General features: G+C 65.2%; 16 protein-coding genes. 9 read left to right on the top strand and 7 right to left on the bottom strand.

Annotated features, from left to right (window positions below; genetic code table 11):
• Positions 1–57: 57 nt before the first annotated feature.
• On the bottom strand, positions 58–714 hold the full coding sequence (locus tag ACSSV4_RS03615) for an invasion associated locus B family protein (RefSeq protein WP_454273524.1): 657 nt from the start codon (positions 712–714) through the stop codon (positions 58–60).
• Between the two features lie 426 nt (positions 715–1,140).
• On the opposite strand from ACSSV4_RS03615, the gene ACSSV4_RS03610 reads away from it, so the two are divergent.
• The 3 genes from ACSSV4_RS03610 (at position 1,141) to ACSSV4_RS03600 (ending at position 6,344) form a co-directional block, all read left to right on the top strand.
• Positions 1,141–2,679, top strand: a complete 1,539-nt coding sequence (locus ACSSV4_RS03610) for a helicase HerA-like domain-containing protein (protein ID WP_454273522.1) — start codon at positions 1,141–1,143, stop codon at positions 2,677–2,679.
• Positions 2,680–2,777: 98 nt separating this feature from the next.
• A complete protein-coding gene (locus tag ACSSV4_RS03605) occupies positions 2,778–3,944 on the top strand; it encodes an RsmB/NOP family class I SAM-dependent RNA methyltransferase (RefSeq protein ID WP_454273521.1) in 1,167 nt (388 codons plus the stop codon).
• Between the two features lie 102 nt (positions 3,945–4,046).
• A complete protein-coding gene (locus ACSSV4_RS03600) occupies positions 4,047–6,344 on the top strand; it encodes an ATP-binding protein (protein WP_454273520.1) in 2,298 nt (765 codons plus the stop codon).
• Positions 6,345–6,369: 25 nt separating this feature from the next.
• On the opposite strand, the gene ACSSV4_RS03595 is transcribed toward ACSSV4_RS03600, so the two are convergent.
• Positions 6,370–7,014: a gamma-glutamyl kinase gene (locus ACSSV4_RS03595; protein ID WP_454273518.1), complete on the bottom strand. Its 645-nt coding sequence runs from the start codon at positions 7,012–7,014 to the stop codon at positions 6,370–6,372.
• Positions 7,015–7,208: 194 nt separating this feature from the next.
• On the opposite strand from ACSSV4_RS03595, the gene recA reads away from it, so the two are divergent.
• From recA to ACSSV4_RS03570, 5 genes are all read left to right on the top strand, one after another.
• The gene (gene recA, locus ACSSV4_RS03590) at positions 7,209–8,288 is read left to right on the top strand and encodes a recombinase RecA (RefSeq protein ID WP_454273517.1); all 1,080 of its coding nucleotides are present in this window, start codon (positions 7,209–7,211) and stop codon (positions 8,286–8,288) included.
• A 127-nt stretch (positions 8,289–8,415) separates the two neighbouring features.
• Positions 8,416–11,079 carry an alanine--tRNA ligase gene (gene alaS / locus ACSSV4_RS03585; RefSeq protein WP_454273516.1) on the top strand — a complete coding sequence of 888 codons (2,664 nt, stop codon included), beginning with the start codon at positions 8,416–8,418 and terminating at the stop codon, positions 11,077–11,079.
• Between the two features lie 9 nt (positions 11,080–11,088).
• Positions 11,089–11,373 carry a DUF1330 domain-containing protein gene (locus ACSSV4_RS03580; protein WP_454273515.1) on the top strand — a complete coding sequence of 95 codons (285 nt, stop codon included), beginning with the start codon at positions 11,089–11,091 and terminating at the stop codon, positions 11,371–11,373.
• A gap of 19 nt (positions 11,374–11,392) precedes the next feature.
• Complete coding sequence (locus ACSSV4_RS03575) at positions 11,393–11,680, top strand: DUF1330 domain-containing protein (protein WP_454273514.1); 288 nt, start codon at positions 11,393–11,395, stop codon at positions 11,678–11,680.
• A 50-nt stretch (positions 11,681–11,730) separates the two neighbouring features.
• On the top strand, positions 11,731–12,276 hold the full coding sequence (locus ACSSV4_RS03570; protein WP_454273513.1) for a histidine phosphatase family protein: 546 nt from the start codon (positions 11,731–11,733) through the stop codon (positions 12,274–12,276).
• A gap of 190 nt (positions 12,277–12,466) precedes the next feature.
• Here ACSSV4_RS03570 and typA read toward each other — a convergent pair whose 3' ends face one another.
• The gene (gene typA, locus ACSSV4_RS03565; protein ID WP_454273511.1) at positions 12,467–14,287 is read right to left on the bottom strand and encodes a translational GTPase TypA; all 1,821 of its coding nucleotides are present in this window, start codon (positions 14,285–14,287) and stop codon (positions 12,467–12,469) included.
• Positions 14,288–14,423: 136 nt separating this feature from the next.
• Complete coding sequence (ssb, locus tag ACSSV4_RS03560) at positions 14,424–14,927, bottom strand: single-stranded DNA-binding protein (protein WP_454273510.1); 504 nt, start codon at positions 14,925–14,927, stop codon at positions 14,424–14,426.
• A gap of 191 nt (positions 14,928–15,118) precedes the next feature.
• Between ssb and ACSSV4_RS03555 the strand changes: the two genes are divergently transcribed.
• A complete protein-coding gene (locus ACSSV4_RS03555; protein ID WP_454273509.1) occupies positions 15,119–15,709 on the top strand; it encodes a lytic transglycosylase domain-containing protein in 591 nt (196 codons plus the stop codon).
• Between the two features lie 102 nt (positions 15,710–15,811).
• Here ACSSV4_RS03555 and ACSSV4_RS03550 read toward each other — a convergent pair whose 3' ends face one another.
• From ACSSV4_RS03550 to miaA, 3 genes are all read right to left on the bottom strand, one after another.
• The gene (locus ACSSV4_RS03550; RefSeq protein WP_454273507.1) at positions 15,812–17,464 is read right to left on the bottom strand and encodes an ABC transporter substrate-binding protein; all 1,653 of its coding nucleotides are present in this window, start codon (positions 17,462–17,464) and stop codon (positions 15,812–15,814) included.
• 263 nt (positions 17,465–17,727) lie between these two features.
• A complete protein-coding gene (locus tag ACSSV4_RS03545; protein ID WP_454273506.1) occupies positions 17,728–18,534 on the bottom strand; it encodes a helix-turn-helix domain-containing protein in 807 nt (268 codons plus the stop codon).
• A gap of 83 nt (positions 18,535–18,617) precedes the next feature.
• A complete protein-coding gene (gene miaA / locus ACSSV4_RS03540; protein ID WP_454273505.1) occupies positions 18,618–19,499 on the bottom strand; it encodes a tRNA (adenosine(37)-N6)-dimethylallyltransferase MiaA in 882 nt (293 codons plus the stop codon).
• Positions 19,500–19,568: the final 69 nt, after the last annotated feature.

Below are 19,568 nucleotides of genomic sequence, written 5' to 3'. Positions count from 1 at the left end.
GAGGATCCATCGGCCAGCAGATCCTCGGCTCAGGGCCGAGGATGACGCCGTGCCGGATCAGTTTGACAGCTCGGACGCCGCGTCATAGGCGGCGGTGAACCCCTTGAGTGAGGCGTCGATCCGCACGGTCTGGTCCGGGGCCTGCGCCGGGACGATCGAGATCGTCGCGGTCACGCCGCGCTTGAACGCGTCGATATCCGCCTGGGTCAGCCCGATCCGCGCGAAGCAGCCCGCCATGGTGCAAAACGAATAGCTGTAGCTCTTGGCCTTGCCGTCATCCACCGAGAGCTTGACCTCCTCGCTCAGCAGCGTGCCGAGCGGCACGGCGATGGTGGCCCCGGCCACGACATTTCCGGCATTGGCCAGTTTGTAGAGGCTGAACTCGGCCACGGGATTGCCCTGGGATTCCTTGAGCAACTGGTACATCTGGCACAATTCCGGCGTCTCCTCGCCCTCGGTGCGGAAACACTTGATCTGCCAGTCCTCGTGGGTTTCCCGGATATAGGATCCGTCTTGCGCCACCTCGCGTCCGGTATCGAGCCCTTGGGTGAGCGCGCTGCCTGCGCCCTGTTCGGTCTCGCCCGTGGTCTGGCCCCCGGTTTCGGCCCCGGTTTCGGCCCCGGTTTCGGAAGGTGTCTCGGCATCCTGCGCGCCAACGGCGGTGCCGAGAGCGAGCAGGGCTGCGAAGGACAGGCGTGAAATTAGTCTGGACATGGGTTCCCCGTGACATAAACGTTGGATTTGCAGGCGATTTATCACGTCCCGCGCGTGGTGTCAGGTGGAAATGGCGCGCGCGTCGTCCGGTCTGCGCGGCTTTTCGCCCTGTCATGGGCCGGTCGCGTGACCTCCGCCTGGGTGGCACCAAAAGAAAGAGGCCTCGCGGCCTCCTTCCATGGTTCTCCCCGTCGGACTGGCCGACTTAGTTATTGGAGGGAACGCTAGGCCAGAAAGCCACATCCGTCAACAGGCTATGTCGCGGGCCGCGGAAAAAAGGCCGCACCCGAAGGCACGGCCAGTCTGACAGGGAGGAAACACCCGAAACCAAAAGGACACACGGGCCGGGCATGAATTGAGACTGGCACAGAAAGGTTAACTTTGTATGGTCAATCCGTGACGATTTCTGGACAGGGGCATCGGGCCGTGACCAATTCGATTTTCATAGGCGGTGGCGGGCCGGACTATTCCGAACCGCAGGAACTCCTGCTCAAATACGCGAACCGGCACGGGCTTGTGGCCGGGGCGACGGGCACGGGCAAGACCGTGACGTTGCAGATCCTCGCCGAAGGGTTCTCCGATGCGGGCGTGCCGGTGATCCTGTCGGATATCAAGGGCGACGTGTCGGGCATGGCGGTGGCGGGCAGCGCCGAGCATAAGCTGCACGCGCCCTTTTCCGAGCGCGCGGCGACCATTGGGTTCGAGGCGTTCCGCTATGACAGTTTCCCGGTGGTGTTCTGGGACCTCTTCGGTGAGCAGGGCCACCCGGTGCGCACCACGATTGCCGAAATGGGGCCGCTCTTGCTGTCGCGTCTGCTGGGCCTGTCGGATGCACAGGAGGGTGTGCTCAACATCGCGTTTCGCGTGGCCGATGAAGAGGGCCTGCCGCTGCTCGATCTGGATGACCTGCGGGCGCTGCTGCTCTGGGTGGGCGAGAATGCAGATGCGTTGTCGCTGCGCTATGGCAATGTGGCGGCGGCCTCGGTGGGGGCGATCCAGCGGTCGCTGCTGGTGCTGGAAAATCAGGGGGCGGCGCATTTCTTTGGCGAACCGGCGCTTGATCTGGTTGACCTGATGGGGGTGACGCCCGAGGGGCGCGGCCATGTCAATATCCTCGCCGCCGACCGTCTGGTGCAGTCGCCGCAGCTTTATGCCACCTTCCTGCTGTGGCTCCTGTCGGAACTCTTCGAGACGCTGCCCGAGGTCGGCAACCCCGACAAGCCGAAGCTGGTGTTCTTCTTCGACGAGGCGCATCTGCTCTTTGATGACGCGCCCAAGGTGCTGGTGGACAAGGTCGAGCAGGTCGCGCGGCTGATCCGCTCCAAGGGGGTGGGGGTCTATTTCATCACCCAGAATCCCGATGACGTGCCCGAAGATGTGCTGGGGCAACTGGGCAATCGCTTTCAGCATGCCTTGCGGGCCTTCACCGCGCGTGACCAGCAGGCTTTGCGCCGCGCCGCCGAGACCTATCGCCCCAATCCGCGATTTGATACCGGCGACGCGATCCGCGATGTCGGCGTCGGCGAGGCGGTGACCTCGATGCTCGAGGGCAAGGGGGTGCCGGGCGTGGTCGAGCGCACGCTCATCCGCCCGCCTGCGACGCAGCTTGGCCCCTGTGACGCCGAGACCCGGCGTGCGCTGATCAAGGCGTCGCCGGTGGCGGGGAAATACGACACTGCGATCGACCGTCCTTCGGCGCATGAAATGCTCGCCGCGCGAGCCGAGGCGGCGGCGAAGGCGGCCGAAATGGCCGAGGAAGAGGCAGAGGCCGAAGCGGAAAAAGCCCGCGAATTCAACACCGCGCGCCGCTATTCCGGCGGAGCCAGTCCGGGCCGTGCGCGTCGGGTCTCGGGCTCGGACGGGATCGGCGGGGCGCTCGCCTCGGCGCTGGTCAAGGAACTCAAGGGCACCACAGGGCGGCGCCTCGTGCGCGGCATTCTCGGTGGGCTGTTCAAGGGTCGCTGAGGCTGGCATAGGTACGGAGCGGTGCCACTTGCCGGTTGCCGCGTGATGACAGGGCTGACGAGAGAGACCCCGATGCCGATTGATCCCGAGATGACCGCATGACCCCCGGTGCGCGCGTGGCCGCCGCGATTGAGGTGCTTGATACGATCCGCGCGGGCGGCGCGGCAGAACAGTCGCTGACCGGATGGGCGCGCGGTGCGCGCTATGCAGGATCGAAGGATCGCGCGGCGGTGCGCGATCACGTGTTCCATGTGCTGCGCCGGTGGCGCTCCTGCGCGGCGCTTGGCGGTGGTGAGGCGGGCCGGGCGCTGATGCTCGGGGCGCTGCGTGACAGGGGCGCGGACCTGGCGCAGGTGTTCACCGGAGTGGGCCATGCGCCCGCCCTGCTCGGGACGGATGAGATGGTTCAGGGTCGCCCCGCGACCGAGGTCGAGGCGCGCGATCTGCCGGACTGGCTCTGGCCGCATATCGAGCACTCGCTTGGCGGGGATGCCGGGCGCGTGGCCGAGGCGCTGCGCCACCGTGCGCCGGTGATGCTGCGGGTTAACCTGCGGCGCCTTTCGCGGGACGAGGCGCGGGCCCGGCTGGAGGCGGAGGGGATCGTGACCGAACCTGTCGACACGGCCCGGGCGGCACTGCATGTCCTTGATGGTGAACGCAAAGTGGCCCAATCGGCGAGCTATGCCGAGGGGCTGGTCGAATTGCAGGACGCCAGCAGTCAGGCGGCGATGGAGCGGCTCGACCTGCCCGTTGGCGCACGCGTGCTCGACTATTGCGCCGGGGGCGGCGGCAAGGTGCTCGCCCTTGCCGCGCGCGCCGAGGCGGTGTGGTTCGCGCATGACATCGCGCCGCAGCGCATCGCCCATCTGCCCCCCCGCGCGGAGCGGGCGGGGGTTGAGGTGACGGTGCTCGCGACCGAGGCGCTTGGCGGCGCTGCGCCATTCGATCTGGTGCTCTGCGACGTGCCCTGTTCGGGCAGCGGCACCTGGCGGCGCAGCCCCGAGGTAAAGTGGCGTCTGACGCCCGAGCGTCTGGCGGAACTGACCCGGGTTCAGGCCGATATCCTCGCGCGCGCGGCCGCTCTGGTGGCACCGGGCGGGCGGCTCGTCTACACGACATGCTCCGTGCTCGATATTGAAAATCAAGAGGTTACGGGAGATTTCACCGTCGCGTTCCCGTCCTGGACGGTGACAGATAGCTGCCATTGGCCGGTCTGCGACACCGGCGACGGCTTCTATTTGGCACAAATTGAGCGGGAAGCGTAGGGCATCCATCAATCTTGACGTGTTTTTTGCGCTACCGTTAAGCTTGGCTTAATGGATCTGCGCCAGTCTCGGCGCGACTTGCACCGTAAGAAAGGCGCGTCAGTGGCATTCATCACCGTTCCCGGCGGGCGTTTTCAGCAGGTCGCGCAGCGCCTCGGGCCGCGCAGGGGCCTTGTCATGGCGGCGGCGGTGCTGTTCGGTGGGGCGGCGATGCTGGTGGCAGATGCGCGCGCTCAGGGCCTGCTGGCGCTCATCGCCGCAATCCTCTTGGGATGCAGTGCCTGGATCGTGCTCCTGCGGCACCGTGCGGCGGTGCGAGAGCGCGATATCGTCACGCAGGCCAAGTTGATGACCGAGGCAGATTTGTCGTCCCGCCTGCTCACGACCTCGGAGGGGCGGATTCTCTTTGCCAATGCCGCAGCGCGGCGGCATCTGGTGCGGCCCGGCACCGGCACGCTTGCCGGGGCGTTGCGCGATAGTCTCGCCAATCCCGCCGCAATTCTCTACCGCATGGAAAGCCGCGCCGCGGCCAAGGGGGCCGCCGCGGAACATATCATTACCCGCGCAGGCCAACTGCATCTCGATGTCCACCGCGCTGGCGAGAGGCTGTACCTGTGGCGGTTCGATCAGATCGGCCAGCGTGGCCACCGCGACGCCGACGGTCATGCACTGCCGATGCTCACCGTGGGTCGCAACAATGCGGTTCTGTACATGAATGCGGCGGCGCGTGACCTGGTTGGCGAGCGGGTCCGCACGCTGGCGCGGATCTGCCCCGATCTGCCGCCGCGCTCCGGCGAGATCTATCCGGTGGCCACGCCGGACGGGCCGGTCGATTGTCTGCTGGTCGAACGCGAGGGACTGGCCGGTCGGCGCGAGGTCTATCTGCTGCCCGGAGTCGCGGCACCGGAGCGGGTCTTGGACGGATGGGCGTTTTTCGAATCGCTGCCGGTGCCGCTGCTCAAGCTGGGCCGCGATGGCACAATCACCCTGTCAAACGGTCCTGCGCGCGCGCTCCTCGGGGTTGCGACGGCGACGGGCCTGCGGCTTGGAGATGCGCTCGAGGGGCTGGGACGCTCGATCGCGGACTGGCTGGACGACGCGGCGGTGGGGCGCGGCACCGTCCATGCCGAATTCCTGCGCGTCCGCCGGGACGACCGCGAAGTCTTCGTGCAGGTGACGCTCAACCGCGCCACCGATGCGGGCGAGGTGGTGCTGATTGCCGTCATGACCGATGCGACCGAGCTCAAATCGCTTGAGGCGCAGTTTGTCCAGAGCCAGAAGATGCAGGCCATCGGACAGCTTGCGGGGGGGATTGCGCATGATTTCAACAACCTGTTGACCGCAATTTCCGGCCATTGCGATCTGCTCCTGCTGCGCCACGATCAGGGCGACCCCGACTATGCCGATCTCGTGCAGATCAACCAGAATGCCAATCGCGCGGCGGCCCTGATCAACCAGCTGCTGGCCTATTCCAGAAAGCAGACGCTGCAGCCGCAGCTGCTCGACCTGCGCGACACGCTGTCGGATCTTACGCATCTGCTGAACCGGTTGGTGGGCGAAAAGGTCTCGCTCACGCTGAGCCACGATCCCGGGCTCAGCGCGATCCGTGCCGACAAGCGCCAGTTGGAACAGGTGATGATGAATCTTGTGGTCAACGCCCGCGACGCAATGCCAAAGGGGGGCGCGATTCGCATCGTGACGGCAAACCTCTGGCTCGAGCAGCCGCTGCGCCGTGATCGCGCGCTGGTCGCGCCCGGACGCTATGTTTCGGTCAAGGTCATCGACGAGGGCGAGGGGATCGCCCCCGACAAGCGCCAGAAGGTGTTCGAGCCGTTCTTTACCACCAAGCGCACCGGCGAGGGGACCGGTCTTGGCCTGTCGACGGCCTACGGCATCGTCAAGCAGACGGGCGGGTTTATCTTCGTCGACAGTGCGCCAGGCGAGGGGGCCACCTTTCAACTGCTCTTTCCCGCCTATGCCGAGTTGCAGGCGGGCCCGCCGCGCTATGCGCCGTCCGCGATGCCGATCGGGCCGGCCAGCGGCGTGGTGCTGCTGGTCGAGGACGAAGCCCCGGTTCGCGCCTTCGCGAGCCGGGCGTTGCAGATGCGTGGCTTTTCCGTGCTTGAGGCCGCCTCGGCCGAGGATGCGCTCGAGATCCTCGCCGATACGGCGCTGGATGTGGATGTCTTCGTCACCGATGTGGTGATGCCGGGCATGGACGGCCCAACCTGGGTGCAGCAGGCACTGATGGCGCGCCCGCATGTCAAGGTCGTCTTCATGTCTGGCTATGCCGAGGAAACCTTTGGCGAGGCGCAGCGCCAGATCGCCAATTCGGTCTTTCTGCCCAAGCCCTTCTCGCTCGACGAGCTCACTCAGACCGTTCAGCGGCAATGTCGTTGAGTGGAGGCCGGACGCCCGACTGCGCTTAGCGATCCGCGGGTTTCGGTCGCGCTGGCAGCGGGATGTAGGCCCCACCGCCCGCGATGCCCTGCCATAGGGCAAAATCGTCGGCGTGTTTGCGGCGCAGCAGCGCGTCGGTCTTGTCGGACAGCTCCAGTCCCAGGGAGGGCGAGGCATTGTGCTGTGCGGTCTCGATCCGGGTGCCCAGCCGGTCCGCCAGAAACGCGATCAGATCGTCCGGTGTCTCGTAGCGGAAGAGATGCGTGACCTTCGTGCCGTTGCGCTGCGGCTCGAGGAATTTCGATTGCGCCCCGACATTTGCAAAACCCGGCGGCTTGCCCTGGCAATAGGCCGAGACGAACGCGTCAAAGCTGATCCCTCGTGTGCTGTTCGGATGATCCGCCAGCGCCGCGCGGTGGCGATAGCGATACCAGCTTCCAAGCCAGTTCACGGGTTCGCGCATCACCGCCGCCACCGCCATGTCGCCCCCCGAAAAACGCTCGATCATCGGGCGAAAGAACCGATTGTAGCGATAGACCGGCGCATGCTTGAGTTCGGGCGGGTCACGCACGACCATCGAGGCCATCGGCCCGAGCGCCGCCTCGAGCGCTGTGCTGCCGGTCTTGGGAACCGCGAGCAAGACCAGGCGTTGCTTCGAAAAAATCAACATTTTCGGCCTCTTACATGATATTATTCGCGACGCGGTGTCACGTAAACCTTTTCGCAAGGTTTAGCAGGAAAACTGATACTGCCAATTAAGAACTTGAAATGTTCTCGTTTTGCCCTCATACGGGCTGGGAACAGGTCGTGAACACAGGCAGTCATTGCCGCCCCGGTCTGGGTATGGGATAAGGAAGCGAATGAATGGCAACGGCAGATCTTCTCTCCATGGATAACAAGCGCAGCGCAGACAAGCAAAAGGCGCTCGACAGCGCCCTGGCCCAGATCGAGCGGCAATTCGGCAAGGGCTCGATCATGAGGATGGGGGGCGACAATCCCGTCGCGGATATCGAGGCGACCTCGACCGGGTCGATCGGGCTCGATATCGCGCTCGGCATCGGCGGCATCCCAAAGGGACGCGTGGTCGAGATTTACGGTCCCGAAAGCTCGGGCAAGACCACCCTCACGCTGCATTGCGTGGCCGAGGAACAGAAAAAGGGCGGCGTCTGCGCCTTTGTCGATGCCGAGCATGCGCTCGATCCGACCTATGCGCGCAAGCTCGGGGTCGATCTCGATGAGCTGCTGATTTCGCAGCCCGATACCGGCGAGCAGGCGCTCGAGATCGTCGACACGCTGGTACGCTCCGGCGCGGTCAGCCTCGTGGTCGTCGATTCGGTGGCCGCGCTCACCCCCAAATCAGAGCTCGAGGGCGAGATGGGCGACAGCAGCGTAGGTGTTCAGGCCCGGCTTATGAGCAAGGCCATGCGCAAGCTCACCGGCTCGATCAGCCGCACGAAGTGCACGGTGATCTTCATCAACCAGATCCGCATGAAGATCGGCGTCATGTTCGGCAGCCCCGAAACCACCACAGGCGGCAATGCGCTCAAGTTCTACAGTTCGGTACGGCTCGATATCCGCCGTATCGGCTCGGTCAAGGACCGCGACGAGGTCGTTGGCAACGCCACCCGCGTCAAGGTGGTCAAGAACAAGGTCGCGCCGCCTTTCAAGGAGGTCGAGTTCGACATCATGTATGGCGAGGGCATCAGCAAGATGGGCGAACTGCTCGATATGGGCGTAAAGGCCGGGATCGTGGCCAAGTCCGGCAGCTGGTTCAGCTATGGCGACGAGCGAATCGGCCAGGGGCGGGAGAATGCCAAGACCTATCTGCGCGACAATCCCGAGATCGCATATGACATCGAGGACAAGATCCGTGCGGCGCACGGGCTCGATTTCGACAGGCCGCCGCTGGCGGCGCGCGACGGGAACGATATCCTCGAAGGCTGATCACAGAGTTCGTCGAGACCAGGCCCGGGCACCGCACCGGGCCTTTTTTCTTGCGGTGGACATGGCGCGGCGGCCCCGCTAAATCTGCGCGGACGCTGGCCCTTCCCCTGCCTGAAGAGAGAGACCCATGCCCACGCTGAATGAAATCCGGTCGACCTTTCTCGATTTCTTCGAACGCAATGATCACCGGATCGTCGATAGCTCACCGCTGGTGCCGCGCAACGACCCGACGCTGATGTTCACCAATTCCGGCATGGTGCAGTTCAAGAACTGTTTCACCGGCGTCGAGCATCGCGATTACAGCCGCGCCGCGACCAGCCAGAAATGTGTACGCGCAGGCGGCAAACACAATGATCTAGACAATGTGGGCTATACCGCGCGCCACCACACGTTCTTTGAAATGCTGGGAAATTTCAGCTTTGGCGATTATTTCAAGGACCAGGCGATTCCCTATGCCTGGGACCTGCTGACCCGTGATTTCGGGATCGACAAGTCGAAACTGCTGGTGACTGTCTATCACACCGATGATGAGGCCGCGAATATCTGGAAGAAATACGCGGGTCTGAGCGACGACCGGATCATTCGCATCGCGACGGATGACAATTTCTGGTCGATGGGGCCGACCGGGCCCTGCGGCCCCTGCACCGAAATCTTCTACGATCACGGGCCTGAAATCTGGGGTGGCCCTCCGGGCAGCGCCGAGGAGGATGGCGACCGCTTCATCGAGATCTGGAACCTCGTCTTCATGCAGAACGAGCGTTTCGCCGATGGCACGCAACGCGATCTCGACATGCAGTCGATCGACACCGGCATGGGGCTGGAGCGGATCGGCGCGCTGTTGCAGGGCAAGCATGACAATTACGACACCGACCTGATGCGCCACCTGATCGAGGCGAGCGCGCACGCCACCAGCGCCGATCCCGATGGACCCGGCAAGGTGCATCACCGGGTGATCGCCGATCATCTGCGCTCGACGTCGTTTCTGATCGCGGATGGCGTGATGCCGTCCAACGAGGGACGTGGTTACGTCCTGCGGCGGATCATGCGCCGGGCGATGCGCCATGCGCATATGCTGGGCGCCAAGGACCCGGTCATGTATCGCCTGGTGCCCGCGCTGGTCGCGCAGATGGGTCAGGCCTTTCCGGAACTGGGCCGCGCGCAGGCGCTGATCGAGGAAACCCTGGCGAGCGAGGAGACACGGTTCAAGCAGACGCTCGACCGGGGGCTGCGGCTGCTCGACGACGAACTGGCGCATCTGCCCGAGGGCGCGGCGCTTCCCGGGGCGACGGCGTTCAAGCTCTACGATACGTTCGGATTTCCTCTCGATCTGACGCAGGATGCCTTGCGCGAAAGGGGCCGCACGGTCGACACGGGCGGGTTCGAGTCCGCGATGGCAGAGCAGAAGGCCAAGGCGCGTGCCGCCTGGACGGGCTCGGGCGAGGCGGCGGATCAGGCGATCTGGTTCGATATCGCCGAGGACAAGGGAACCACCGATTTCCTGGGCTACGACACAGAAACCGCCGAGGGCCAGATTGCCGCCATCGTCTCCGAGGGCGCTGTCAGCGAGGCGGTGGCCAAGGGAGAAACATGCCAGATCGTGTTCAACCAGACGCCGTTTTACGCCGAGGCGGGGGGGCAGGTCGGCGATTCGGGCACGCTGGAGACCGAGACCGGTCGCGCGCGCATCACAGACACCAAGAAGGTTGCCGGGGTGTTCCTCCATTTTGCGGAAGTTGAAACCGGCGAAATCAAGAGCGGACAGGCGGCGAAACTGGGGGTCGATCACGCGCGCCGCAGTGCGATCCGCGCAAATCATTCCGCCACGCACCTGCTGCACGAGGCGCTGCGCCGCGCGCTCGGGCCGCATGTGGCGCAACGCGGCTCGCTCAACGCCTCTGACCGGCTGCGCTTTGACTTCAGCCATGCCAAGGCGCTCAGCCCCGAGGAAATGACCCTGGTCGAGGCCGAGGTAAACGCCTATATCCGGCAGAACGCGCCGGTCGAGACGCGGATCATGGCCCCCGACGACGCGCGTGATCTGGGCGCACAGGCGCTATTTGGGGAGAAATACGGCGACGAGGTGCGGGTCGTGTCGATGGGCACGCTCGACGGGTCCGGCAAGGGCAGCGACGGGCGCACCTATTCGATCGAGCTTTGCGGCGGCACCCATGTCCGCCAAACCGGCGATATCGGCACGTTCGTGGCGCTTGGTGACAGCGCGTCGAGTGCGGGCGTGCGCCGGATCGAGGCGCTGACTGGGGCGGCGGCGTTCGACTATCTCAGTGGGCAGAGCGCGCGGCTGGCGCAGGTCGCGTCCGATCTCAAGACCCGGCCCGAGGATGTGCCCGAACGGGTGAAATCGCTGATGGAGGAGCGCCGCACCCTCGTCAACGAAGTGGCACAGCTGCGCCGCGATCTGGCGATGGCGGGCGGTTCGGGGCAGGGCGAGGCCGCAGCACATCGCGATGTGGCCGGGGTTGCCTTTCTCGCGCAGGTGCTCTCTGGCGTGCAGGGCCGCGACCTGCCGCCGCTGATTGACGAGCACAAGGCGCGCTTGGGGAGCGGTGTGATCTTGCTTATTGCCGAGACCGGCGGCAAAGTGGCGGTTGCGGCGGGCGTCACCGATGACCTGACGGCGCGGCTTTCGGCGGTCGATCTGGTTCGGGCGGCGGTGGCAGAACTGGGCGGCAAGGGCGGCGGTGGTCGACCCGACATGGCCCAGGGCGGCGGCAGCGATATTGGCGGGGCCGAGGCCGCGATCAAGGCGGCGGAGGGGGTCCTGACCTCCTGAGGAGGTTGAATGAGTGCCTATCTTATCGGACGGATCACGGTGAATGACCCGCAGGATTATCAGGCTTATGCCAGCCAGACCGTGGCGCTCGCCGAAAAATTCGGCGGGCGGTTCCTGGTCAAGGGCGGGGAGCAGACGGCCCTCGAGGGCAATTGCCCCGAACGGCACGTGATCATCGAATTTCCCGATCGGCAGGCGGCGCTCGACTGGTACCGATCGCAAGAGTATCGCCGCATCCTGCCGCTTGCTCTCTCATCCAGCAGCCGTGATATCGTCATCGTCGATGGCATCTGAACCGACAGGAGATCATCCCATGCCCGCCCTATGGATCGCCCATGTGACCGTCACCGATGACGAGGCTTATGGCCGTTATGCCGCGCTTGCCGGTCCTGCCATCGCCAAGCATGGCGGGGTCTTCATCGCGCGCGGCGGGCGCTATGTGCAGCTTGAAGGCAAGGAGCGGGCGCGCAACGTGGTCGCGCGCTTTCCCAGCCTTGAGGCGGCGGAGGCCTGCTATCGCAGTCCCGAATATCAGGAGGCGCTCGACCATGCGCGCGGCGCCTCGGAGCGGGAACTGGTGATCGTCGAAGCCACCGAATAGACTGGCCGGTGTGTGGCGTTGCTCTAGCTTTCCCCGGGAAAGGGGATTGCATGCGGATTTTCCTATGTTTCTGGCTCGTCCTGAGCGTGAGCGGTGGTGCGGTGCAAGGGATGGAGGCGCTCAAGGAACCGGGCGTCATTGCCTTGATGCGCCACGCCTTGGCACCCGGGACGGGTGATCCGGCGCGGTTCGATGTCGAGGAGTGCAGCACGCAGCGCAATCTCGATGCACGGGGACGCGCACAGGCGCGCCGCACCGGTGATGCGCTGCGCGCGGCAGGCGTGCGTTTCGACGCGGTCTGGGCCAGTCAATGGTGCCGGGCGCGCGACACGGCAAGCCTGATGGAGGTGGGGGAAGTGCGGGAACAGCCGCCGCTCAATTCCTTCTTTGCCGCGCGCGGCGACCGGGTGGCGCAAACCGAGGCGACGCTCAATCTGATTGCCGGTCTGCCGCCTGACGCGCGGCTTCTGATCGTGACCCATCAGGTCAATATCACCGCCTTGACCGGCCGCGGCGTCAGCTCGGGTGAGTTCATCGTCACCCGGCGCGGGCAGGACGGGCTCGAGCCCGTGGGCCGGTTCATGATTGCGCCGTAGGTGTCCTCTGGACCTTCGGAGCATGAGCGGCCATGAGCGAACCTGCATCCCGCCAGAAGGCACCGCGGCACGGCGACACGCCAGAGGCATGCCTCTGGTATGACGATCGCGCGGCTCTGTCGGTGCGGTTCGCGCGGGGTAGGCCAACGGCCGCTCCAGGTCATAAACCACCCATCCCAGACGCGGCTCCCTAGCCCTTTTTCGACATCCGCTTGCGCTCATGCGGGTCGAGATAGCGCTTGCGCAGGCGGATCGCGTTCGGCGTCACCTCGACCAACTCGTCATCGTCGATATAGGCAATCGCCTCTTCCAGGCTGAGCGTGATCGGCGTGGTCAGGCGGACCGCCTCGTCGGTGCCCGAGGCGCGCACGTTGGTCAGTTTCTTTCCCTTCAGGGGGTTCACCTCGAGATCGTTGTCGCGGCTGTGCTCGCCGATGATCATGCCGGTATAGATCTTGGCCTGCGGGCCGATGAACATGCGCCCGCGCTCTTCGAGATTCCACAGCGCATAGGCCACCGCCTCGCCGTTCTCCATCGAGATGAGCACGCCCGCGCGCCGCCCCGGAATGGGGCCGCGATGCGGTGCCCAGGTGTGAAATACCCGGTTGAGCACGCCGGTGCCGCGCGTGTCGGTCAGAAACTCGCCATGATAGCCGATCAGCCCACGCGACGGCACGTGCGCGATGATCCGCGTCTTGCCGGCGCCCGCCGGTTTCATTTCGGCCAACTCACCCTTGCGCGGTCCGGTGATCTTTTCGATCACGGCGCCGGAATATTCGTCATCGACGTCGATGGTGACCTCTTCGATGGGCTCCAGCCGCTCGCCGTTCTCGCCCTCGCGCATCAAGACCTGCGGCCGCGAAATACTGAGCTCAAAGCCCTCGCGGCGCATGTTCTCGATAAGCACGCCCATCTGCAATTCGCCGCGCCCCGCCACCTCGAAGGCCTCGCCGCCCGGGGTGTCGCTGATCTTGATGGCGACGTTGGATTCAGCTTCTTTCATCAGGCGTTCGCGAATGACGCGGCTTTGCACCTTCTTGCCGTCGCGGCCCGCGAGCGGGCTGTCATTGATCCCGAAGGTGACAGTAATGGTCGGCGGATCAATCGGCTGTGCCGCGATCGGATCTTCAACGGCGAGCGCGCAGATCGTGTCGGCGACGGTGGCCTTGGACATGCCCGCGAGGCTGACGATGTCGCCTGCCGTCGCCTCTTCGATATCCTGGCTTGCAAGGCCCCGGAAGGCTTGAATACGGGTGACGCGGAACTGCTCGATCTTCTGGCCGATGCGGCTGAGCGCCTGCACGGTCTGGCCAACCTTGAGGCGGCCGGATTCGACGCGGCCCGTCAGCAGGCGACCGACAAAGGGATCGGCGCCGAGCGTGGTGGCGAGCATGCGGAAATCGTCGTCCACATGCGCGATCTGGCGCGGTGCCGGGACGTGATTGATGATCAACTCGAACAGCGCCGAGAGATCCTTGCGCGGCCCGTCCAACTCGTGATCGGCCCAGCCAGAGCGGCCAGAGGCATACATATGCGGGAAGTCCAATTGATCGTCATTGGCGTCGAGATTGGCGAAGAGGTCGAAACACTCGTTCAGCGCGCGATCGGGCTCGGCATCGGGCTTGTCGACCTTGTTGAGCACCACGATGGGCCGCAGCCCGAGGCGCAGCGCCTTGGAGGTGACGAACTTGGTCTGCGGCATCGGCCCTTCGGCGGCATCGACCAGCAGGACGACCCCGTCGACCATCGACAGGATCCGCTCCACCTCGCCGCCGAAATCGGCGTGGCCGGGGGTGTCGACGATGTTGATGCGGGTCTTTTTCCACATCAGGCTGGTGGGCTTGGCAAAGATCGTGATGCCGCGCTCGCGCTCCAGATCGTTGCTGTCCATGGCGCGCTCATCCACCATCTGATTGGCGCGGAAGGCGCCCGACTGTTTCAGCAATTCATCCACGAGGGTGGTCTTGCCGTGGTCGACATGGGCGATGATGGCGATGTTGCGCAGATCCATTGGGGTGTCCTGTTCCGTGATGCCCGCGCCCTATACGCCGGAGCGCGGAAAGACCAGAGGCAAAGCGCGCGCCCGGGTGACGGCGCGCGCGTGACTGTGGTGATGCGGTGACATGGGCCGGGGCCCGGTCATCGGGTCAGAACGGGATCTCGTCATCCATATCGCGCGAGGGGCGGCTGCCACCGCCGCCACCGGCATCGCCGCCGCCATATCCCGGGTCCTGAGACCCGCCATATCCCGGATCCTGGCTTCCGCCATAGCTTCCGCCACCGCCACCACCGCCCTCGCCGCGCCCGTCGAGCATCACGAGGGTTGCATCAAACCCCTGAAGAACGATCTCGGTGGTGTAGCGGTCCTGGCCGGACTGATCCTGCCATTTGCGGGTTTGCAGCTTGCCCTCGAGATAGACCTTGGAGCCCTTGCGCAGATACTGTTCCGCGACCCGCACCAGACCCTCGGAGAAGATCGCAACCGAATGCCATTCGGTACGCTCGCGCCGCTCGCCGGTGTTGCGGTCCTTCCACGTCTCGGAAGTGGCGATGCGCAGGTTGCAGACCTTGCCGCCGTTCTGGAAGGTCCGCACCTCGGGGTCGCGGCCCAGGTTGCCGATGAGTATTACCTTGTTGACAGAGCCGGCCATCGCGCCCTCCTTGAATCGAGTTATCCGTGCGTTTCGCACGGTTACACCATCGCAACGAGGTGAAGGAAAGGTAAAAATACGCCTGCTTTGGGCGAGATATCGCGTAATTGCGGAGTGAAAGGCAGAAATGGCTCGAATCTTCGGGTGTTTTCCGTATATTGCCGCAAACCGGTGTGATGGGGCGGGGACAGATGCTCGGACGGATGGGTGCGATGGTGATCGCGGCGCTGATGCTGCCTGCGGGAACCCAGGCGGAAGTTCTGTCGACCAAGGGGCGACTGTCGATGTTCGAGTCGCAAACCCGGGTGCTCGATACCCGCGCGCGTGAACAGTACAACGACTCGGTGCGGCTTCAGCCGGAGCGGTTCCAGGCTCCGACCATGTGGGACGACCTCGTACCGTCCTTTCGCGGGGCCTATCGCGGGCCTTATCTTGACCTGGCGAAACAGGCGGCACGGCGCTACCGGGTGCCAGAGGATCTGTTCGTGCGGCTGGTGCAACAGGAATCAGGCTGGCGCGCCGATGCGGTTTCGCACAAGGGGGCGATTGGCCTTGCGCAGTTGATGCCGCAGACCGCACGGCTTCTGGGGGTCAATCCGCATGACCCGCGCCAGAACCTAGAGGGTGGCGCGCGCTATCTGGCGGAGCAATACCGCGCCTTTGGCTCGTGGCGGCTGGCTCTGGCAGCCTATAATGCGGGTCCGGGCGCAGTGCAGAAATATGGCGGCGTGCCGCCGTTCAAGGAAACCCGCAATTACGTGCGGGTGATTCTCGGCAGTTAGGGCAGCACCTTCGGTACGTTTCGCCCGGGATGCGGCAAAGACCACTCCAAACCATCCGCCCCCCCAAGGCGCAATACGCTCGCGAGACGCGCAACAGCAGCCTCAGCCCCGAAAGCCGATCCTGTAGAGATGGATCTCGTTCGAGGGGTGCTTCTCGGCATTCACCAACTGCCCGTTGTGGTGATTGTAGAGCGCGCGCCAATAGGGCTGGATGATCACGCCCTCCTCGCGCAGGATGGTTTCCAGCCGCGCCATGACGGCGCGTCGCACCTCGGGATCGGCGAGACGGTTGGCCTCGTCGAGCAGCGCATCGAATTCGGCGTTGGAAAACCCGCTCTCGTTCCAGACCGCCCCCGAGTGATAGGCGAGCGACAGCACCTGCACATCGAGCGGCCGGTGATTCCACTGCGTGCCGGAAAACGGATAGTCGCGCCAGTTCGACCAGAAGGTCGCGCCCGGCACGATCCGCCGCTCGACCCGCAAGCCGGCATCGCGCAACTGGGCTGCCACGGCATCGCCGGTGTTGCGTTGCCATTCATCATCGAGCGTCACCAGCTCATGCTGAAAGCCCAGCAGCCCTGCGGCTTCGATCTCGGATCGGGCAAGGGCGGGATCATAGGGCGCAGGGCCGATATCGGCATAGGCGGGGTGGATCGGGCTGACATGATGATTGGCCGCCACCGTGCCGCGTCCGCCATAGCCCAGTTCAAGGCAGATCGCGTTATCCACTGCGAGAGCGAGCGCGCGCCGTACGGCGGCATTGCGATAGGGATTGGTGCCCACGAGCGCGGCACTCTGCGAGGCGCGCACCACCATGGTCGCCGCCGTCTCGGTATGGGTGGCGGTCCAGCCGATTGCGTTCATGGCGTCGATGAAATCGCCCACCGTTTCGTAGAGCAGATCCACAACCCCGTCCTCTGCTGCCGCAAGCCAAGTCGAGGGGTTTGTGCCCAGGTCGATGAATTCGACACGGTCGAGCCACGGCCCGCCGAACACCTTTGTGCCCCACCAGTCGTGATCGGGGTGGCGTTCGAGAATGCAGCGTTCCCCGACCGTCATGCTGACCGGGCGAAACGGCCCGGTGCCGATGCCGTGGGTGAAGGGATCGCCGCCGTCATAACTTGGATGCACGATGGCGGCCGGATAATCGGACAGGTTGGCGATCAGCGCAATATCGGGGCGCGACAGCGTCAGGGTAACCGTCAGCTCGTCCTCGACCGTGATCGCCCCCGCGCGCGCCTGACCCGTGGCCAGATCAATAAGCGCGGTGCAGCGGCTCGCCATGGAATTGCCGGGCGCGGTGGTGTCGCACCAGCGGGTGATATTATGCGCCACATCTTGCGCGGTGAACGGGTCGCCGTTGTTCCAGCTCACGCCCGGACGCAGGCGCAGGACGTAGCGGGTGGCGTCGTCATTGACCTCCCACTGCTCGAGCAGCATGCCGTGAAACGTGCCGTCGCCCTGATATTCGACCAGATATTCGAGAAAGCCCCGGGTCTGGTTGGCCAGTTCGCTCCAGTCATAGCTGCGCGGATCCTTGAGCGCCTTGACGCTTTGCTGAATACGCAGGGTACCGCCCCGCAGAATGGCGGGCTGCGCGCGCACCGGTCGGGTCAGGCCGCCCAAGGCATAGGCCGCCGTTGCCCCGAGCCCGAGCGTGGTCACCCGGCAGAGAAATTCGCGTCGCCCCATGCGCCCGGCCCGAAGCTCTGTCACGAGGGGGGTGGTCGCGGGATGGGGGGGCGTTCGCGTCATGGCGGGCTTTCGTCGGTTGGAGGGCTCATGTCATTAGATAATGCCAGGCGGCCAAGCGCAACCCGGCAAGGGGCGGATCGCGGAGTTTGGAGTGCAAGGGGGCAGGCAGAATGGGCCTGTTGCGGACATAGCACCCCGTAGAAGGTGCTGCGTGATCGCTAGGCTGCGGGACGGCCCGGCGATCGCGCGGCACCTTCGGTGCGTTTCGCGCGGGAGGCGGCAACGGCTGCTCCAGGCCCCTCTCGTCTGCGCGCCGCGCCCCTTCAGACCGCGCGGGCCATGGGGCCACGCGCCGCCGGTTTGCTCCGCAGGGCCGAGGGGCTTTGTCCGGTGTGATGCAGGATGAAGCGCGAGAAATAGGCGGCACTGCCAAAGCCGAGGCTGGCGGCGATCTGTCCCACCGGCAATTCATTCGCCTCGAGCAGGGCGCGCGCGGCGTGCAGGCTGCGTTCGGTCAGCATGTCGGCGGCGGTGAGACCCGAGACTTGCTTGCAGACCCGGGTGAGGTGGGTTGGCGTGACGCCGAGCGCCCGGGCATAGACCGCCATAGACCGCCCGTTCTGGAAGTCGCGCTCGATCAGGGCCGCATAGGCACGCACCAGCCGCTCGCCCGCTGTGGCGCGCTCGGTCTCGGGATGGTCGATCATGGCGCGCCGCAGCCAGACGCTGACCAGATTGGCCTCGGCGTTGAGCGCCTCGTCCATGAAGGTGCGCTGGCTGTTCTGCTCGCGCTGCATCGCCTCGAAAATCGAGGTGAGTTCATTCTGTCGCGCGACATCGCGGATGCGCAGATGCTGGGGGCTGTCGGGCATCGGTACCGCGCCGCCCGAGGGCACCTCGCAGACCAGTCCGAAACCGGATTTGCCGAGATCGAGCGAGAACATTGTGCCCGCCGGAATGGCCAGCGCATTATGCACCCCGACGCCGCGCCGCACACCCTCGATCACCGCGATGCCCTGGCCGCGGGTGATCCAGACCAACGCGTGATGCGGACAGGAATGTTGCAGCGTGGCGCGCCAATTGGCCCCTCGCGCCCATTGCACCACGGTCATGACTTGCGCGTGTGGCATATGGCGGATGTCCTGAAAATAGTCGCGTTTGGACTAGTCTTCGCACGAATTTGAAGAGTTGTCAGGAGAAAATTGCGAAAAATCTAAAGCGCATCGGCGGCGATCCGCCGCCAGTCGCGCATCCGGGCCCGAAACCAGCTACGTTGCCGCTTGGCATATTGCCGGGTCGCGATGGTGGCGGCGTCGCGCGCCGCCTCAAGCGTGATCTCGCCGCGCAGATGCGCCACCAGTTCCGGCGCGCCGATGGCTTTCATCGACGGCAGGGCTGGACCCCAATCGGTGAGGTTGGCGCGCACCTCGTCGAGCGCGCCGGCCGCCAGCATCGCGTCAAACCGACGGGCGATGCGGGTGTTGAGCCAATCCTTGTCTGCCTCGACCAGGAGTGCCGTGCAGGCCGTGACCGGCAGCAGGGGCGGCGGCGTGGTGTCCTGCCATGCGGCAAGTCCCCGCCCGGTGGCCTGCTGCACTTCCCAGGCGCGTTGCGCGCGCATCGGGTTCTGCGTGTCAATACGGGCGCGGGTGGTGGCGTCGATGCCGTCGAGAAGCGCGTCGATGCCGCGGTTGGTGCGCAGACGGTCGCCCTCGGCGCGGATCGCGGCCGGTGTGGCCGGGATCTCGGCCAACCCTTCGGTGAGGGCGGCGAAGTAGAGCCCGGTGCCGCCCACGACGATCGGGCGTTCGGGACCGTCGAGCAGGTCCGCCACCTCGCGCAGCCAGTGGCCCGCCGAATAGTCCTGCCGCGCGCCGACATGCCCATATAGCCTGTGTGGCAGGGCCGCTTCATCCGCCGCATCGGGCCGTGCCGAAAGAATACGCCAGTTTTCATAGACCTGCAGCGCGTCGGCATTGACGATCACGCCGCCCTGCGCCCGTGCGATCGCCATGGCGAGCGCCGATTTTCCGCTCGCCGTCGGTCCCGCGATCAGGACGGGGCGGGTGGGGTCGATGTCGGGTAGGGTGTCCATACTCCTGCGTTAGCCAAGTTGCCCGCGCTTGACGAGAGGGATTTCGGGCGGTTTCCCGCGCCAGCGCGG

The organism is Roseovarius sp. MBR-154, from assembly GCF_053628595.1.
This window is presented reverse-complemented; position numbering and strand designations above follow the sequence as displayed.

Bases quoted from the DNA above. Each gene is read 5' to 3' on its own strand.
- ACSSV4_RS03580 (WP_454273515.1), top strand. From the start codon at position 11,089: ATGAGTGCCTATCTTATCGGACGGATCACGGTGAATGACCCGCAGGAT.
- ACSSV4_RS03575 (WP_454273514.1), top strand. From the start codon at position 11,393: ATGCCCGCCCTATGGATCGCCCATGTGACCGTCACCGATGACGAGGCT.
- recA (WP_454273517.1), top strand. From the start codon at position 7,209: ATGGCAACGGCAGATCTTCTCTCCATGGATAACAAGCGCAGCGCAGAC.
- ACSSV4_RS03570 (WP_454273513.1), top strand. From the start codon at position 11,731: ATGCGGATTTTCCTATGTTTCTGGCTCGTCCTGAGCGTGAGCGGTGGT.
- ACSSV4_RS03555 (WP_454273509.1), top strand. From the start codon at position 15,119: ATGCTCGGACGGATGGGTGCGATGGTGATCGCGGCGCTGATGCTGCCT.
- ssb (WP_454273510.1), bottom strand. From the start codon at position 14,927: ATGGCCGGCTCTGTCAACAAGGTAATACTCATCGGCAACCTGGGCCGC.
- typA (WP_454273511.1), bottom strand. From the start codon at position 14,287: ATGGATCTGCGCAACATCGCCATCATCGCCCATGTCGACCACGGCAAG.
- ACSSV4_RS03595 (WP_454273518.1), bottom strand. From the start codon at position 7,014: ATGTTGATTTTTTCGAAGCAACGCCTGGTCTTGCTCGCGGTTCCCAAG.
- miaA (WP_454273505.1), bottom strand. From the start codon at position 19,499: ATGGACACCCTACCCGACATCGACCCCACCCGCCCCGTCCTGATCGCG.
- ACSSV4_RS03615 (WP_454273524.1), bottom strand. From the start codon at position 714: ATGTCCAGACTAATTTCACGCCTGTCCTTCGCAGCCCTGCTCGCTCTC.
- ACSSV4_RS03545 (WP_454273506.1), bottom strand. From the start codon at position 18,534: ATGCCACACGCGCAAGTCATGACCGTGGTGCAATGGGCGCGAGGGGCC.
- ACSSV4_RS03605 (WP_454273521.1), top strand. From the start codon at position 2,778: ATGACCCCCGGTGCGCGCGTGGCCGCCGCGATTGAGGTGCTTGATACG.
- ACSSV4_RS03550 (WP_454273507.1), bottom strand. From the start codon at position 17,464: ATGACGCGAACGCCCCCCCATCCCGCGACCACCCCCCTCGTGACAGAG.
- alaS (WP_454273516.1), top strand. From the start codon at position 8,416: ATGCCCACGCTGAATGAAATCCGGTCGACCTTTCTCGATTTCTTCGAA.